The following is a 13923-nucleotide window of genomic DNA, read 5'->3' on the forward strand; positions in this document are numbered from 1 at the left end:
CCCGCCATGTCCGCCCACTTCCTGCGCTGTACCATTGTAGACGACGACGAGCTGTCGCGGCGGGTGTTGCAGAACTTCATCGAGCAGACGCAGACCCTGCAACTGGTAGGCTGTTTCGACGGGCCCGCCCCGGCGTTTGACCACCTGCAGAACGGCTCCACCGATCTGGTGTTTCTTGATATCGAGATGCCGGAGATGACAGGCATTCAGCTGCTTGAGACGCTGCGCAACCCTCCGGCGGTGGTCATTACGTCGTCGAAACTGGAATATGCACTGGACGGCTACCGATTTGGCGTGATTGACTACTTGCTGAAACCTATTACCCCGGCGCGCTTTTTCGAGTGTGTGAACCGCGTGAGCGAGCGCATCGAAGCGCTGCGGGCGGCAGCCCAGCACGCCGAGCGGCTGGACCCCCAGCAGGCCGATGACCGCCTGTTCATCCGCCGCGACAACCAGTTCATCCCCGTGAACTTCAGCCGGATACAGTATGTGGAGGCTGCGGGCAACTACGTGCGGCTGGTGACGCAGGACGGCGAGTTCATGCTGCACACCCCGCTGGCCGAGGTGGAAGCGCGGTTGCCACAGAGCGTGTTTGTACGCGTGCACCGGTCGTACATCGTGAACCTTCAACAGATCACGCTGTTTCAGGGTAACTTCCTGGCCGTGGGCAACAAGCCAGTGCCTGTGAGCAAAAACCACCAGGGCACGCTTGAAACGCGCCTCAACCTGCTGAAGTAGTAGGGCTTGGCCCGGCGCCAGCCTTCCGGCATTTCAATGTGGCGTGCTACTTTGCCATATACCCTTCTGCCTTTATAACCTGTGTATACTGGTGGTGATGGGCTTGATGCTTCCCAGAGGCGTAACGGCTGCCCCTGTACAAGGTCCTGCCGAGGCACTTTGCTGATGGCTGTAGCGTTACGTCACATTTTCCGCATGACGGAGAGGTGGTGGTCATCGTGCTCGGCGACGAAGTAGAGGTGGTCGCCGAGGGAGAGGGCGGCGTCGAGGCGGGGGTGGCGCAGTTGCTTCTGCCACTGGGCGTCGGTGAGGGTAGCGATCAGCGACAGCGTGTGTGCGCGGGCTTCGGTAAATGCCTGCACGTGCTGCGGCAGTTGGTGCTGGGGATAGGTGCCATTGGTAACGGCGGCGTTGGTGAGGTCGGCTACGGTGAGGGTGGTGGCGTCGGCCAGAAAGTCGTGGAGGCGTTGCTGCCACAGCTGTTCGATGTCGCGGAGGTGGATGACGTGGTGCTCGAAGGTCCAGCCGCCACCAGGCTGAGCGGCATACCAGTGGCCGGGTGCATATTGCTGCACCAGGTGTTGCAGGCGCAGGGGAGTGCCGCGGAGGCGTTCGCGAAGGCCAGGCAGGCTGTGGGCAATCTGCGTGAAGGGAAACTGGCGCTGGAACCAGGGGGTGAGGTCGGTGGGGAAGGACATGTGAGCGAAGTGAGTATGATACCAATCGGTATCCAATGTAGGATGCGCGCGGAACAGAAGCAAGCGGCGGGCATCTCAAGGCTGCTGGAGCAGCCGCAGGACATACTGGCCGGGGTAGTCGCGCAGGCCCAGCCAGTTGCGCAGGTCGTCGGAGGCCAGCACCTGCTGGCGTAGCGCCTCGGTATGGGTGGTGTCGGGACCTTTGCGGCTGTAGGCCCAGGCGAAGAGGGGGTTATGGGGCTCCAGCGCATGGGCTTTGGCCAGCAACTCGTAGCCTTTGGGCAGGCCCTGCAGGGAGGGCATATCGGGGTTGCGGCCACTGGGGACAAAGAGTTTGTCGGAGATGATGCAGCCGGCGAAGAAGAGATACTCGGGGTTGTCGGCGAAACGCTGCCACGACTCGGCGAAGTAGACGTACCGGTAGTCGATCATGTCCTGCACGTGGGCAGGGTCGTGGGTGCCCTGGCGTTTGAGGGCTTCGATACACTGTTCGGACAGATACAGGGCCGTGATCCATGCCCAGGGGTTGGCCGCATACTTTTCGATGACGAGGAGGAGGAAGCGGAAGACCTGGTCCCATTGGTCGGTGGCGATCATCTGGTGCAGACGGATGGGCCAGTTGTCGCCGGGCTGCTCCATCTGGGCCAACTCCTGTTCAAAGCGCTGGGCGCGGCGGTTTTCCTGGAGTTGGCGCCAGAGGTGCCAACAGAAAGCGCCAACGAAGAGGAACACGGGGATGAGAAGACTGTACATGAGGGCAATCAAAGAATGTGAGCGCGAGGTATCTTCTTGGCCTTGAGGGCTTCGGTATTGGTGGCGATGCGAGCGAGGAATGCCTCGCGATGGGTGGAAAGGTCAGATACGGGATTTCTTCAGGGCCAGTGCGTACCGGAGTTGTAGCGCGGGGCTGCGGAGTTCGGCGGGTATGTGCTTCAGGCAGTTTACTACCTCCTGGTACTGCTGCTGCTGCCAGGCAGCATCGGCCTTTCGGAGCCACTGCGCCTGAATTTGCGTTGTGGTGTAGGCGGCGCTTTCAGCCTCCACATAGGCTTCCAGCGCCTGCTGCAACGGGTCATCGGGGTCTTCCAGTAGCAGGTGCCCTTCGTTCTGGAGGAAGCGCCCCACCGCTGGAAGGAAAGCCGCAGGGTCGGTGCGGGGCAGGTCGTAGGGGGTGTGGAAGAAGTGGCGCAGGAGGTGGTCGGTGAGTTCGATGCCTTGCGTGGGGCGGTAGCCGAGCCAAAGGGTGTGGGTGAATTCGAGGGGGTTGTGCACCAGTGTCAGCCGCTGTTGCTGACGGACGTAGGTAACCGAATGGGGTTCGGGCGGCTGGGCCGCAAAGCCGTGTTCGGCCAGCAGGTGCGTGAGGGCTTCCAGTTCGGCGGGCAGAAAGGGCATGGGCGTCAGGGGGATTCAGTAAGAGAGCGGAAAAGCGTCGGGCTGTTGAAGTGCCGCACCAAAAATCAACTGGCTCTCATTCGCACTAATGGTTGGGATAAATGGAGCGGGCGCAGGAGTCGCCATCCGGGACACTCACCGTCAGAAAGGCGGAGAGAATTTCAATTTTGGAATGAGTACACGACAGCTTATTAAATTCAATATTGTATATTATTTCATTATTTTCAACTAATTTTCTTTTCATAAAACTGTCTGTCAGTATCACTGATTCTGATTTAGTGCAAATGGCGTTATTTTCTCTGTATGTGATATTCAGATTGCTGATTATCAAGGAATCCAGAATGCCGGAATAGAGTAAGCGGTAATTTACCAGCGTGAAAGAGAACTGAATTGAGTCCAACGCAGATAATTTCTGTTGCGAAGTGTCCCTTGTAATTCTTTGGTTGCCCGCCCATGCTGTCCATCGAGGGTCTATCACCACCTGTTCGCACAATTCATTGTTGGTTCTCGTCTCAGGGGAAGCGGCGAGCGTCAGCAGGAAGGCGGGCAGCAGCAGCCAGTGGCGGAATCGGGTGGGGGGCATGTGCGTGTTCAGGAGAAGAGCGAGAACGGGAAGGGCTTCGGGGGCGTGGGGTTGCTGATGGTGCCGACGTGCGCTATGAATCGGGCGGCGAGCTGCGGAGTGGGGAGCAGGGCCTTGAAGCGACGGAGCGTCTCGAGGATGAAGGCGTCGGTAACGGGTTGCAGGAGCACCAGTTGGAAGCTGGCGGACAGTTCGTCGAGGACGGGGAAGATGGCGGCCTCATCGGGGGTGGCATGGCGGTCGAGGTAGAGGGCGTCGCCGCCGTGGCGGATCCAGCGTTCGAGCAGGGCGGGCGTAAGATGCATCTGTAGGGGGCAGCAGTAGTTGCCCAAAATACTGTACTTTTCGGCATGCGCTGGAACGACTTTCTGCAAAAAGTGGTGCTGAGCCTGCTGGCCACGTGGGTAGTAACGGGTGTACTGATTGCCGCTTTTTCAGGGTTTCTGTTTTTCTTTTTCCCGGGCCAGTACTCTGCACCAGCGCTGTCCGTAGGCGCGTATCTGGAGCATGTGTTGGGGTATCTGTTTTGGTATGGTCTTATCACCGGGATCTATGTTCTGCCAGTGTTTCTGGTGATACGCCTGATTGGCTGGGCTCTTGGGAGGCTGACGGTCAACTGGCTGAGATGGGAGTTTGGCATTGTGATAGGGCTGCTTCTGCTGCCTCAGATCCTTGCTTATTTCAACGATTCGAGCGCCTATCCCCCGAGAGAACACCGCGACAATCTGATTCACTTTGTAGCAGGTGCATTGGCCTATGCTATGGGCCAAGTGGCTGCGGCAAAGGTGCTGGGCCAACCGCATCCCTTTCAGGCTAAGAAACTTGAACGATGAAGACCATCCCTTCTTTCTGCCGCTCGGTGTGCTGCTCGGTGCTGGCCACGTGGCTGGTGAGCTTGCTGGTGTTTACGGTTCCTGCCAGCATCATGAGTTTCCACAGTCGACTGACATACGCCGACACGTGGTCTACGGGAGGGTATATCCCATTAGCCTGGGCGATGTTCTGCTACCTGGGCGTGCTTTCGCTTCCTTTTGTGTTGGTGCTGTTGCTTGGGCGGGTGGTGGCTTATGGTTACCACAAACTAAATTCCAGGTGGTTGGTGTGTGAATTTGTGACGGGTCTGGTTGTCTTTACACTGATAATGGCTTCCGGAGGGCAACTAACGTTTTGGGAGATTGCAGGAGGCGTCCTGTTACTGGCATTGGCCTATGCTATGGGCCAATGGGCGGCGGCAAAGGTGCTGGGTCAGCCTACTGCACCCACTAAACCAGAGGAGGTGGCCCCATGACCTTCTGGCAGTGTCTGAAGATTGCCGGGCGCTCGATGCTGGCTACCTGGCTGGTGAGTCTGCTGGTGTTTGCAGTGTTGGCCAGCATTGAACACCAATACGACCCGCGTATCATTCGCAGCAGCAAGTCTATCGACTACCTCTACGCGGTCACCGCCTTTTTGGTAGGGGCGATGTACTCGCTGGTTCCAATGGTCATTCTGCTTCTAGTGCGGTTTCTGTTGTGCGCGCGCAATCAGTTGAATGCAAAATCGCTGATTATCGAATTCCACATTGTTATTGCGATTTCTCTCCTCATCTCCCACGGCGTCGGGGGCTGGAAGGAAGTGGAGGATCTGTTTCCGGAAGGGGTCATCTTCCTGCTGCCCTATTATATGGGCCAATGGGCGGCGATACGGACGCTGCCGAAACGGAAGGAGGAGGTGACCCAATGACCTTGTGGCAGTGTCTGAAGATTGCCGGGCGCTCGGTGCTGTATACCTGGCTGGTGAGCCTGCTGGTGTTTGCCCTGTTGTACAATCTGGTTACCAGTTGGGGAGACCGGACGGCGCTGGCGCTCTTCACGACCAGCGGCTACCCATCTCGGCTGCTGGGAACGCTGGTCATGCTGCTGCCATTGTCGTTTCTAGGCGCGCTGGCGCTGTTGGTGGTGCGTGTGGTGGCCTGTTACCTCCATCGGCTGACCCCCAGGTGGCTTGTGTGGGAGTATGGCATCGTGATGGGAAGCTGGCTGCTGCTGGGGATCATCGGCAACCTGACGTCGCAACCGGATGGCCATTCGCTGACGGAGGTCGTGCCAGTGATGGTGGTAGTGCTGCTGGCCTATGGCATGGGCCAATGGGTTGCGATACGGACGCTGCCGCAGGAGGCACCTGTTCAACCGGAAGCGGCAGCCCCAAGGACCTACTGGCAGTGCTTCTTAATCGCCAGTCGCTCTGTGCTGTATACCTGGCTGGTGAGCCTGCTGGTGATGGCTGTTCTGGCCGCATTGAAGTTGGAATTGGATGATTCCGTCATTCGCATCAGCCATCCCCCCGATTTCAGTGCGCACCTGAAGAGCTTCATCGACCAGGTGTTTCGAGTGTTTATTGTTATAGGGATTTACTCGGTGATTCCTGTGGCACTTGTGTGGGTTGTGCGGTTTTTCGTGTGCGGCTTTGGCCTGCTGACGCCCCGGTGGTTCTGGATGGAATTTCTGCTCACCGTGGGCGTTGTCCTCTTCATATCCCGTATTACCCGCGGATGGGAGGAGGTGGAAGACCTGTTTCCGACGGGCGTGATGTTCCTGCTGGCCTATGTGGTAGGGATGCTGGTAACACCGGGGGCCTTGTTGAGGATGCCTGCCTCCCCACCGCTTAACCCGCATTCCAATGGCTAACAGGCAGTCTTTTGATGTGGTGGTGACCTCGGTGCTGACTACCTGGCTGGTGAGTCTGCTGGTGTTTGCCGTGCTGGGCAGCATTGCAAGCCAATACGACCCGCGTATCATTCACAGCAGCCATTCGATAGGCCTATTCCTTGCAATGGTGTTCGCTGGCATTTTAATGGGAGCAGTGTACTCGCTGGTTCCAATGGTCTTTCTGCTTGTAGTGCGGTTTCTGTTATGCGCGGGCAATCAGTTGAATGTAAAATCGCTGATTATTGAATTTCACATTGTTATTGCGATTTCTCTCCTCATCTCCCACAGCGGTGGGGGCTGGGAGGAAGTGGAGGATCTGTTTCCGACGGGCGTGATATTCCTGCTGGCCTATGGCATGGGCCAGTGGGCCACCTTGCGTATGCTGCCGAAACGGAAGGAGGAGGTGGCCCCATGACCTTATGGCAATCGCTGCGGGTGGCATGGCGGACGGTGCTGTACACGTGGGGAGCGGGAATACTGGTGTTTGCTATGCTGGCCAGTGTGGTAGATTCCTTCACCGGCTCATCACACGATCCTTACATCGCCCGTCTGGTAGGCGTCTTTCTGGGCGTTCTGTTTTACTTCGGGGTCTGGGCGGCTCCGCTGATACCTGCGCTGCTGCTGTTGCGGGCACTGGCCAGTAGCAGGGGCTGGCTAACCCACTCCTGGCTGGTGGCAGAATGCCTGTTTCTGTCTGGGATTTTTGCCCTGACCCTGCTGGTGGACAGTGTCAGATTATTTGTCTGGGGGCCAATTGATGTCAGTTGGAATGCAGTTGCCATTCCGGTGGTGGGCTACATCGCAGGCCAATGGGCGGCGATACGGACGCTGCCGAAAAACTAGTTCCCCATTCAACTCCTGATGCGGCGCATTTACCTCTTCATCATTGTGTTCTGCCTGTTGGAATTGCCGGTATGGGGGCAGCAGCGCAGCAACTTCATCGTTCAGGCGGACGACGACATCTGCATGAGTTCACTGGCTGTGAGCCTGTGCGACACCAACGGCGTGGTGCTGGCGACGGGTTCGTACAGTCCGGGCGAACTGACCTACACGGCCCTGCCACCCACATACGCAGGGAAAGCCATACTCCTCGCGTTTATGCTGCCGGAAGGGTACCTGCCTGTGGCCATTCGGTTGAATGCCAATGCCCTAGAGTCTGGTTTTGTATTATCCGAATCTACCCTGCCAACGGGAAGCACCGCCGTATTTATGCGTTTGGCGAAAGCCGCTACGTGTATGCCCTCCACACCAGCGAGTTCAGCGCAATTCCAATAACCAAAAGCCGTGGAAGGACGCCATGAGTCGGGGAGCGCCTATCTTGGCGGCATGAAAGGAAATTGGAGTGTGCGGGTGCTGGCCGCCGTGGCGTTCGTGAGCCTGCTGGCAGGCTGTGGGCAGGAGGAGCCAGCCGAAGGGCAGCAGCTGATTCGTGCAGCGTGTCAGCCGCTCTTGGATTCTGCCAGCTTCTACTATACCCGCCACGTGAACATGGAGAGCCAGTTTGCGCTGGATTCGGCCATTCTGTATTACCGCAGGTCTGTCGCCTGCGACAGCCAGTCCATTGCCGCGCACATGTACCTGGCGGCGGTGTTGGCAGGCAAGCGAGACACGCAGGCGGTATTGGCGCTGGCCGACCGTGTGGTGCAGCTGGGGAAGCACGACCCCGGATATCTGTGTTACCGGACAGGGCAGCGGATGTGGGCAGGCGATACGGCTGGGGCCCGCACCGACCTCCAGCTGGCCCGCAAAGCCGAAGACCAGCTGCTGGCCGCGCACCCCGACAGCATCGTGACGGATGGTGCAACGCTGGCGATGATGGAGCTCCTGTACGGAAAGGACGCAGCATTGGCCACGGGCGACAGTCTGCTGCGCCTGTACCCCCGGCAACTGCTGCTGCGCTACACGGTAGTCTCCATGCGCGAAGGCCCCACGAACGTGCCGGACAGTCTGGTGAAGGAAGTGGAGGCCTACTACCGGTCGAAACGCCCGAAGGCCGATGCGGGCCTGCCCATGCGCCAGATGCTGACGCCGCTGATGTAAGGGGCGGCGGGCCTGTGCGGTTAGCGCCAGAAGGGTGCGGTGGTGTGCGCTGAGTAAGATGCTAACCCAGCCGGTGCAGTTGGGCGAGGTACTGCTGAATGCGTCATGCCTGGATTTGCTGGCCAGCTTCAGGCTTTCCTTTTTGCAAATAAAAAGCGATTACATTTGCAAAGAACCATATATTAAGAGCAGTTCTGAATATCCTTTCATTGAAATATATTTCGAGAGATATACTGCTGATGGTAAATATAATTATATCTATCAGCACTATCAATGGCAGCTGATTGATGAATATAGATGAGAGCGTTCTAGTAATTCCTGTTACGATGATTATAGGCAGAGAAACAATCATGCCATATGTGATGAAGCCTAAAAATGTCCAAAGTAAATCAGTAATTAAATTTAAAAAACTGATTGGACGACTTAATGTATGTGAAATATATAAAAATAAAAAATATGACAAAAGATAGATCAGTACTGATCTTTTGAAATGTTGTAGGATAAATCGGGTCATTGCATGCTGGTCGGCTAATCTTTGAGCACAGGGGGTGTCATTGCCGTATACCGTGGCTACGCCTGTAACATCTCCAAGGTAAGACTATTTCCCATTTGACGACAGAGATTGCTCCAGCCGGTGCAGGTGGGCGAGGTACTGCTGAAAGTAGCTGTTCTGCTGGATTGAGGGAAAGGATTCCAGTATTTCTGCTGTCAGTGTATGGGCAAATACTTTCACGGCCTCGGTGAGGTCAGTGAGGGTGGTGTCCATTACGTCGCTGGAATAGGTGAAGTACAGGCGCAGTGCTGCACCCGTGCGCACGAACTGGATTTCGTCGCCTGATTCGGTGAACTCGAAGGTGGCAGTCGCATCCGGGGCTGCGGTCAGGGTGTCGAGAATATGGAGAAGGCAGTCGGCGAAGTCGAAAAGGGGAATCCAGTCCCAATCCATGTCAATGCGCTGGCCGTCCTGCTCCAGCCGCACCGAGCCGGGGAAGCAGTAGTAGTGCAGCGTTGTCTGGTGTTCGGCAGAGAGGTCTTGAGGCGCCCAATGCATGTGGGAGTAGTGGATGTGCAGCATGGGGGTGACCTACGGGATGGGCTCGACGGTGAGGCGGGCGGCGGTTACGTACGAATGTCGGTGCTGTGCTGTCCCGTAAAGTATGGTGCAGCGCATAAACGGAGGCTGGTGCGGCAGCAGTGGCTCAGTCAATGCCGGGGCCTTGCGGTTCCGCATGGTGGAGAGAGCTGATTTGGGGCCTTGGTTCAGTTCTCAACCGAGAGCTTACCCGGTTTGTACACCACGTTCGGGGGATCGAACCATTCGCCGCGCTGCACCACATCGGCGAGGTGGCCCAGCGTCAGCCGAATCTTAGGGCCCTTCGTGTATTCATGGTACAGGTTGATGATCCAGGAAATAGGAGGTATATCGTCTTCGAAGTAGCGGTAATAGTCGAAGTTGTCGTAGCTGATGTTATGGCGCGTGAAGTAGGTGGTGAAGAAATCCTCAAGATCCTCTGAAAACATGCAGAGGTCCTGTATGGCATCTTCCTCTATGCCAATGTTGAAGTGCGTGGTTTCGTTCAGGATCTGCCGGATGTCCGCCAGAATCTCGTCGCGTAATTTTGTGGAAGGTGCGGCCATGGGTTGGAAGTGAATGTCGGGTGTATTCTTTTTCAGACTCTGAGAAGCGCATGCCCGAGCAGCAGGCGCAGGTCTTTGGCCTGTTTCAGCAGGCTGCGCTCCAGCGACGTGGAGGCCGAGCAGGTGGCAAAAGCTTCGTGGTTTGCCTGTTTGGCTTCCAGGCTGATGTCTGGCATGTACTGCTGGTTCAGCTGGGCCAGCGTAAGGCTATCCGGCACGCCCGGTTGTGGATACAGCGTCACCGTCAGATGGTCTTCCACGTTCTCATACGAGATGGCGAGGGTGAGTGCCTCTTTCCGGTACCGGCAGGAATAGAAGGCGTTTCCATTGGCTGTCTGCTCCATCAGCCTGAAGTGAAATTCGGCCTCCAGAAAGCCAAAATAGGTGCTGACGGCTGTGAAATAGTCAGGAGCTGAGGTCATGTTACGGGTGTTTGCGGAAAGCGCCATCAGTCCCAGCCCACGGTGTAGACAATCCAGTTGGGAGACAGCTGTTTAACAATATACCCTGCGTTTTCAGTGTACGGGTAGCCGTTCATATACTTAGTGTAGACATAGCCCTGGCTGAGAAACCCCTCACTGGCAGTAAATCTGAATATCAGGTCGTTAAACTGGCTGTCATGAAATACATAGATAGAATCGGAAGTCATCTGCGCACCACATTTCTCAAGCACATATGCTGGAATTACATACTGGCTATCTGGTTTGATGTGGTGGTAGAGCGAGTCGGCAACGGCATCGCAGGCGGGTGGAATGTCCATGTGCCTGGCGCCGCAGGCAGAAAGCAGCAGTGAAACCAACAGGGCCAGCACGGCCTGGGTTCTGCTCATGGGTCGGAGTATTGCTGTGCGGGTCATCAGTTGATTTTCACAGGGCGGGCTGGCACAAAGTCTTTCCCTTTTCGCAAGGGTATTCGGTACCTGTCTCCCGATATTTTCTTCCTGTGCTGCTTTCAGGAATGGAATGGAGACGCATTGAGATAGCATGTTGCTTCAGGCGGAGGAAGGAAGGGTCAAGGCTGCATGTGGTCATAGTTCAGGCATCGGTCCTGCGTCAGGATTGGATAGGCCTTGTCGCGGTGTTCAATGGTGAACAGGAACGAGTTGGAGTCCTTCCGAATGGTCAGAGAGCAGGAGTCCTGAATGCCTGCCAGTATTGCCCGCTGGATGCTGTCCAGATACACGTGATACTCAGTAGAGTAAGCAGTCAGGAGGACGTAATAGTTTTTGCTTTTCCATATACTGATAAGCTGGGTATTCAGCTGACTGACATAGATTCTGCATTTTCGGGCCCGGTCCATCGGCCTGACATAGAAAAATCAAAGGAATATAACATCAGCAGAAACGTAACTATGTAGTAGAGTTTGATCAGATTTCCATTTGCATTTGAGGTCGGGAGCATAGAATCCGGGGGTATGTGTTCTATGGGCTGTGACAGCCCCTTTTATTGTTTCTGCGGACAGGAATAGAGGCCGTGCAGTGCCGGTGATTGCCGGAGTTTCTTTTGGTAAACCACCGAGGCGGGTAGCGCTACCTGGCTGCTGAACCTGAAATAGACTTCGGGTTCGGTATAGTAGCGGGGGAACGCATTGTAAATCGGAATCAGATACATGCCCTCGGGCCTGATGCGGACACACTTCCTGCGGTCGGGACAAGTGCGGTCCACTTGCGACAGAATCCTCAGCGTGTCGCCCGTCAGCATGTCCACGGAGGTAATCCGGTAGCAGTCATTGAATCGGCCAATGGAGAGTACCCGCACGGCGCGAACCGAGGCGATTCCGGTTTCGGCAGAGGTGAGGCCAAGAGCAGGAAGCAGGAGCAGCAGAAGCGTCAGGCGGATTCGCATGGGCGCAGGTACGGTTTTATTGAGCTGCCGGAGGCGGCGGGTCGAACCATCTGCCTTTTTCGGCTACATCCAGCAGATGCTGATAGGTGAGCAGGCGCTTCGGCCCTCGGCCCTTCGCTCGGTCAATCAGGTCGAAGATAATACCCCACAGGCCTGTCTCTTCGTCGAAATAATCGCTGAAGCGAAAGCCTTTGGGATCTATGTTCAGGGTAGTGAAATAGTCATCAAGGAAGCTATCGTAATCTTCGGGGCAGGCATGGTTTTCCTGCAGGGTATTGGCCAGGGCAAACCGGTCGGTGTCGAAATGCCGGTCTGATATTGCCCTCAGCTGTTCCATTAACGGGATGTCTGGCTTCTGCGTCATGGGGTAGGGGTTGAAGTGCGCAGCAGGCTTTCCGCGGGCAATTTTTTGTTACGGATTCCGCGATTCATCACATTTGGCTTTTTCTGTATAGAATGTGTATGCGTATCCATTTGATTTTATATTGATAATGGTTGAATTAGCCTCTTTGGAAATGGTATCCCGCCGCCATAACCCCAGCTCAATAAATGAATCCAGTGATTCTTGCCTTTCCATATGGATGATAAAATTTTTGCCAGACTCAAGGTATAGAACATGCCCCCTTCTTTCCTGTGCGAACGAGGAAATAGGCTCGTTCAGTTCTAGTCTGTAAAATGCACATACTTCTTCACGTTTTTTTACGATCCTATCAATAGGAGATGGAAGTGGCACTGTAATAGCCGCTATTAGAATTAATATAATTACGAACAGCCACAGATAATTCAGATCTTTCTCCTTGGAATAAAGCATTTTTGAAATATAAAATTTATTTGAGGCGTCTGAGTCCGCGTGGATATAGAGGCAATATAAAGTTAAATGTTAAACTTTACAGTATCTGGCACCATTTGTCGGTGCGGTAGTGTTGGCAGCATGCTGTGCCGTTGTATGCTGTAAGGAAAAGAGGGCCAGCCGATAGGGCACAGCATGGCGAAGGGTGATGCGTGGCAGTTTCATGGCACGAGTGCGGCAGAAGTGAGCAGCAGGCGCAGGTCTTTGGCCTGTTTCAGCAGGCTGCGCTCCAGCGGCGTGGCGGCCGTGCAGGCGGCAAAAGCTTCGTGATTTGCCTGTTTGGCTTCCGGGCTGATGTCTGGCATGTACTGCTGGTTCAGCTGGGCCAGCGGAGTACCCAGACGGGCGGAGGCGGCTTCTGGCGAACGAAGGTCGTAAACCGTCACCTGAAGGAACTCAGCCACATTTTCCAGTGCAATCTGTATTTCCAACCTGGCATTGCCATACCGCAGGGTGTAGAAGGCATTCCCATTGGCCGTTGCCTCTTTCACCGCAAACCGGAATTCAGTTTCCAGAAAGGAGAAGCAGGCGTTGCAGAAAGCAAAAAAGGCCTCGGGAGACATCATGGACGTAGACAGAGAATATGAGCAGTGGAATAGGGGGGCGTCGCGAGGTTACAGGCCCTGTTCTTGGCAGCCGCTCCGATAGCTGCAGGTTGTGGCGGTGGGGTGCAGGAGGGTGGGGTTATTCATCGGCGGCATCAGGGGTGAGCAGCTGCCACACGGTTTCGTCTTCATAAATCAGGCGGACGGCCAGGCGATTGGCGACAGGCCTGGCGTTCTCGGGCAGTTGCAGTTCGAGGATACCGCCCGGGGCGTCCCTGCGAAAGGTGGTGTGCTGGATGCAGAATTCCTGTGTCAGCCGCCAGGCCCTGTTTTCCGGCTGGCCCTCCAGAAAGACGAAGAGCTGAAGGCGACAGCTCGGAAACCGGAGATCGCCAAGGGCAGCTGTGTCGTCAGTGTAGGCCAGCCGTTGGTTACCGATTTCCAGCCGCAGGATGTTGCCGGCTGTCTGGGTGCGGCCAGTTAAAAGGGCGTAGAAAGTGGGGGCGTCATCAAGGGTGTCAACCTCCACAAAGTCGGGGGTGGGTTCCGCGCGAAAGCGCTGTTGGTAGTTGGTGGGCAGAAACAGCAGCGTGTGGCAGGACTGTGCGGCCGCGGTGGAGCCCCACTGTAACCAAAGGGCAAGAACGAGGAGTGCTCTCATGGTATGGCAGCCAATATAGATGGCTGTTTTTGACAAAACAATCTGGCGTACAGACCCGCCCATCTGACAGTATACTACCTGCGTGATGCGCCAGCCGACAGGAGCAGGGGTTTCCGGGCCATCAGAAGGCGAGGCTTTGCCACCAAGATGCGATTATTTGCACATCGGCACCCACACTACGGGCAGCGCCGTTTCTCCCTACCTTTACGCGCCCCAATGCGGGGCCAGACATCGCTACGATGAA

The 13923-nt window shown here is 56.0% G+C and carries 23 protein-coding genes; 9 read left to right on the plus strand and 14 right to left on the minus strand.

The window, feature by feature from the left end; all coding sequences use genetic code 11:
* Positions 1-6 precede the first annotated feature (6 nt).
* Positions 7-738: a LytR/AlgR family response regulator transcription factor gene (locus tag AC2D8O_RS13375; protein WP_484679347.1), complete on the plus strand. Its 732-nt coding sequence runs from the start codon at positions 7-9 to the stop codon at positions 736-738.
* Between the two features lie 182 nt (positions 739-920).
* On the opposite strand, the gene AC2D8O_RS13380 is transcribed toward AC2D8O_RS13375, so the two are convergent.
* The 5 genes from AC2D8O_RS13380 to AC2D8O_RS13400 all read right to left on the minus strand — a co-directional run bounded on the left by AC2D8O_RS13380 (position 921) and on the right by AC2D8O_RS13400 (position 3719).
* Positions 921-1436, minus strand: a complete 516-nt coding sequence (locus AC2D8O_RS13380) for a DinB family protein (protein ID WP_484679348.1) — start codon at positions 1434-1436, stop codon at positions 921-923.
* 75 nt (positions 1437-1511) lie between these two features.
* On the minus strand, positions 1512-2189 hold the full coding sequence (locus AC2D8O_RS13385; protein WP_484679349.1) for a hypothetical protein: 678 nt from the start codon (positions 2187-2189) through the stop codon (positions 1512-1514).
* A gap of 102 nt (positions 2190-2291) precedes the next feature.
* Complete coding sequence (locus AC2D8O_RS13390; RefSeq protein WP_484679350.1) at positions 2292-2831, minus strand: hypothetical protein; 540 nt, start codon at positions 2829-2831, stop codon at positions 2292-2294.
* Between the two features lie 85 nt (positions 2832-2916).
* Positions 2917-3414: a hypothetical protein gene (locus AC2D8O_RS13395; protein WP_484679351.1), complete on the minus strand. Its 498-nt coding sequence runs from the start codon at positions 3412-3414 to the stop codon at positions 2917-2919.
* Positions 3415-3422: 8 nt separating this feature from the next.
* A complete protein-coding gene (locus AC2D8O_RS13400; protein ID WP_484679352.1) occupies positions 3423-3719 on the minus strand; it encodes a hypothetical protein in 297 nt (98 codons plus the stop codon).
* A gap of 45 nt (positions 3720-3764) precedes the next feature.
* On the opposite strand from AC2D8O_RS13400, the gene AC2D8O_RS13405 reads away from it, so the two are divergent.
* Genes AC2D8O_RS13405 through AC2D8O_RS13440 form a run of 8 tightly spaced genes read left to right on the plus strand, consistent with a single transcriptional unit; the run spans position 3765 to position 8141 of the window.
* Complete coding sequence (locus AC2D8O_RS13405; RefSeq protein ID WP_484679353.1) at positions 3765-4247, plus strand: hypothetical protein; 483 nt, start codon at positions 3765-3767, stop codon at positions 4245-4247.
* The gene (locus AC2D8O_RS13410; RefSeq protein ID WP_484679354.1) at positions 4244-4702 is read left to right on the plus strand and encodes a hypothetical protein; all 459 of its coding nucleotides are present in this window, start codon (positions 4244-4246) and stop codon (positions 4700-4702) included. Before AC2D8O_RS13405 ends, AC2D8O_RS13410 begins: the two co-directional genes overlap by 4 nt.
* Positions 4699-5136: a hypothetical protein gene (locus tag AC2D8O_RS13415; RefSeq protein ID WP_484679355.1), complete on the plus strand. Its 438-nt coding sequence runs from the start codon at positions 4699-4701 to the stop codon at positions 5134-5136. Before AC2D8O_RS13410 ends, AC2D8O_RS13415 begins: the two co-directional genes overlap by 4 nt.
* Positions 5133-6080 (plus strand): hypothetical protein, encoded by a 948-nt coding sequence (locus AC2D8O_RS13420; protein WP_484679356.1) that lies wholly within the window; start codon positions 5133-5135, stop codon positions 6078-6080. The genes AC2D8O_RS13415 and AC2D8O_RS13420 overlap by 4 nt, the downstream gene beginning before the upstream one ends.
* Positions 6073-6516 carry a hypothetical protein gene (locus AC2D8O_RS13425; protein WP_484679357.1) on the plus strand — a complete coding sequence of 148 codons (444 nt, stop codon included), beginning with the start codon at positions 6073-6075 and terminating at the stop codon, positions 6514-6516. The genes AC2D8O_RS13420 and AC2D8O_RS13425 overlap by 8 nt, the downstream gene beginning before the upstream one ends.
* A complete protein-coding gene (locus tag AC2D8O_RS13430; protein ID WP_484679358.1) occupies positions 6513-6944 on the plus strand; it encodes a hypothetical protein in 432 nt (143 codons plus the stop codon). Before AC2D8O_RS13425 ends, AC2D8O_RS13430 begins: the two co-directional genes overlap by 4 nt.
* Before the next feature lie 18 nt (positions 6945-6962).
* Complete coding sequence (locus tag AC2D8O_RS13435; protein ID WP_484679359.1) at positions 6963-7376, plus strand: hypothetical protein; 414 nt, start codon at positions 6963-6965, stop codon at positions 7374-7376.
* Positions 7377-7427: 51 nt separating this feature from the next.
* Positions 7428-8141 carry a tetratricopeptide repeat protein gene (locus tag AC2D8O_RS13440; protein WP_484679360.1) on the plus strand — a complete coding sequence of 238 codons (714 nt, stop codon included), beginning with the start codon at positions 7428-7430 and terminating at the stop codon, positions 8139-8141.
* A 598-nt stretch (positions 8142-8739) separates the two neighbouring features.
* On the opposite strand, the gene AC2D8O_RS13445 is transcribed toward AC2D8O_RS13440, so the two are convergent.
* From AC2D8O_RS13445 to AC2D8O_RS13485, 9 genes are all read right to left on the minus strand, one after another.
* Positions 8740-9216, minus strand: a complete 477-nt coding sequence (locus AC2D8O_RS13445) for a hypothetical protein (RefSeq protein ID WP_484679361.1) — start codon at positions 9214-9216, stop codon at positions 8740-8742.
* A 185-nt stretch (positions 9217-9401) separates the two neighbouring features.
* The gene (locus tag AC2D8O_RS13450; protein ID WP_484679362.1) at positions 9402-9779 is read right to left on the minus strand and encodes a DUF1493 family protein; all 378 of its coding nucleotides are present in this window, start codon (positions 9777-9779) and stop codon (positions 9402-9404) included.
* A 32-nt stretch (positions 9780-9811) separates the two neighbouring features.
* Positions 9812-10201 (minus strand): hypothetical protein, encoded by a 390-nt coding sequence (locus tag AC2D8O_RS13455; RefSeq protein ID WP_484679363.1) that lies wholly within the window; start codon positions 10199-10201, stop codon positions 9812-9814.
* 26 nt (positions 10202-10227) lie between these two features.
* A complete protein-coding gene (locus AC2D8O_RS13460; RefSeq protein ID WP_484679364.1) occupies positions 10228-10608 on the minus strand; it encodes a hypothetical protein in 381 nt (126 codons plus the stop codon).
* A gap of 182 nt (positions 10609-10790) precedes the next feature.
* Positions 10791-11078 carry a hypothetical protein gene (locus AC2D8O_RS13465; RefSeq protein ID WP_484679365.1) on the minus strand — a complete coding sequence of 96 codons (288 nt, stop codon included), beginning with the start codon at positions 11076-11078 and terminating at the stop codon, positions 10791-10793.
* Between the two features lie 143 nt (positions 11079-11221).
* Positions 11222-11623, minus strand: a complete 402-nt coding sequence (locus tag AC2D8O_RS13470; protein WP_484679366.1) for a hypothetical protein — start codon at positions 11621-11623, stop codon at positions 11222-11224.
* 16 nt (positions 11624-11639) lie between these two features.
* The gene (locus AC2D8O_RS13475) at positions 11640-11987 is read right to left on the minus strand and encodes a DUF1493 family protein (protein ID WP_484679367.1); all 348 of its coding nucleotides are present in this window, start codon (positions 11985-11987) and stop codon (positions 11640-11642) included.
* A 647-nt stretch (positions 11988-12634) separates the two neighbouring features.
* The gene (locus tag AC2D8O_RS13480; protein ID WP_484679368.1) at positions 12635-13039 is read right to left on the minus strand and encodes a hypothetical protein; all 405 of its coding nucleotides are present in this window, start codon (positions 13037-13039) and stop codon (positions 12635-12637) included.
* A 118-nt stretch (positions 13040-13157) separates the two neighbouring features.
* Positions 13158-13679, minus strand: coding sequence for a hypothetical protein (locus tag AC2D8O_RS13485; RefSeq protein WP_484679369.1), 522 nt, complete (start codon positions 13677-13679; stop codon positions 13158-13160).
* Positions 13680-13923 lie beyond the last annotated feature (244 nt).

It is taken from the genome of Pontibacter sp. T17 (genome assembly GCF_057219875.1).

Bases quoted from the DNA above. Each gene is read 5' to 3' on its own strand.
- AC2D8O_RS13415 (WP_484679355.1), top strand. From the start codon at position 4,699: ATGACCTTCTGGCAGTGTCTGAAGATTGCCGGGCGCTCGATGCTGGCT.
- AC2D8O_RS13380 (WP_484679348.1), bottom strand. From the start codon at position 1,436: ATGTCCTTCCCCACCGACCTCACCCCCTGGTTCCAGCGCCAGTTTCCC.
- AC2D8O_RS13395 (WP_484679351.1), bottom strand. From the start codon at position 3,414: ATGCCCCCCACCCGATTCCGCCACTGGCTGCTGCTGCCCGCCTTCCTG.
- AC2D8O_RS13375 (WP_484679347.1), top strand. From the start codon at position 7: ATGTCCGCCCACTTCCTGCGCTGTACCATTGTAGACGACGACGAGCTG.
- AC2D8O_RS13390 (WP_484679350.1), bottom strand. From the start codon at position 2,831: ATGCCCTTTCTGCCCGCCGAACTGGAAGCCCTCACGCACCTGCTGGCC.
- AC2D8O_RS13470 (WP_484679366.1), bottom strand. From the start codon at position 11,623: ATGCGAATCCGCCTGACGCTTCTGCTGCTCCTGCTTCCTGCTCTTGGC.
- AC2D8O_RS13425 (WP_484679357.1), top strand. From the start codon at position 6,073: ATGGCTAACAGGCAGTCTTTTGATGTGGTGGTGACCTCGGTGCTGACT.
- AC2D8O_RS13420 (WP_484679356.1), top strand. From the start codon at position 5,133: ATGACCTTGTGGCAGTGTCTGAAGATTGCCGGGCGCTCGGTGCTGTAT.
- AC2D8O_RS13445 (WP_484679361.1), bottom strand. From the start codon at position 9,216: ATGCTGCACATCCACTACTCCCACATGCATTGGGCGCCTCAAGACCTC.
- AC2D8O_RS13400 (WP_484679352.1), bottom strand. From the start codon at position 3,719: ATGCATCTTACGCCCGCCCTGCTCGAACGCTGGATCCGCCACGGCGGC.
- AC2D8O_RS13475 (WP_484679367.1), bottom strand. From the start codon at position 11,987: ATGACGCAGAAGCCAGACATCCCGTTAATGGAACAGCTGAGGGCAATA.
- AC2D8O_RS13440 (WP_484679360.1), top strand. From the start codon at position 7,428: ATGAAAGGAAATTGGAGTGTGCGGGTGCTGGCCGCCGTGGCGTTCGTG.
- AC2D8O_RS13435 (WP_484679359.1), top strand. From the start codon at position 6,963: ATGCGGCGCATTTACCTCTTCATCATTGTGTTCTGCCTGTTGGAATTG.
- AC2D8O_RS13410 (WP_484679354.1), top strand. From the start codon at position 4,244: ATGAAGACCATCCCTTCTTTCTGCCGCTCGGTGTGCTGCTCGGTGCTG.
- AC2D8O_RS13450 (WP_484679362.1), bottom strand. From the start codon at position 9,779: ATGGCCGCACCTTCCACAAAATTACGCGACGAGATTCTGGCGGACATC.
- AC2D8O_RS13385 (WP_484679349.1), bottom strand. From the start codon at position 2,189: ATGTACAGTCTTCTCATCCCCGTGTTCCTCTTCGTTGGCGCTTTCTGT.
- AC2D8O_RS13460 (WP_484679364.1), bottom strand. From the start codon at position 10,608: ATGAGCAGAACCCAGGCCGTGCTGGCCCTGTTGGTTTCACTGCTGCTT.
- AC2D8O_RS13465 (WP_484679365.1), bottom strand. From the start codon at position 11,078: ATGGACCGGGCCCGAAAATGCAGAATCTATGTCAGTCAGCTGAATACC.
- AC2D8O_RS13485 (WP_484679369.1), bottom strand. From the start codon at position 13,679: ATGAGAGCACTCCTCGTTCTTGCCCTTTGGTTACAGTGGGGCTCCACC.
- AC2D8O_RS13455 (WP_484679363.1), bottom strand. From the start codon at position 10,201: ATGACCTCAGCTCCTGACTATTTCACAGCCGTCAGCACCTATTTTGGC.
- AC2D8O_RS13405 (WP_484679353.1), top strand. From the start codon at position 3,765: ATGCGCTGGAACGACTTTCTGCAAAAAGTGGTGCTGAGCCTGCTGGCC.
- AC2D8O_RS13430 (WP_484679358.1), top strand. From the start codon at position 6,513: ATGACCTTATGGCAATCGCTGCGGGTGGCATGGCGGACGGTGCTGTAC.
- AC2D8O_RS13480 (WP_484679368.1), bottom strand. From the start codon at position 13,039: ATGATGTCTCCCGAGGCCTTTTTTGCTTTCTGCAACGCCTGCTTCTCC.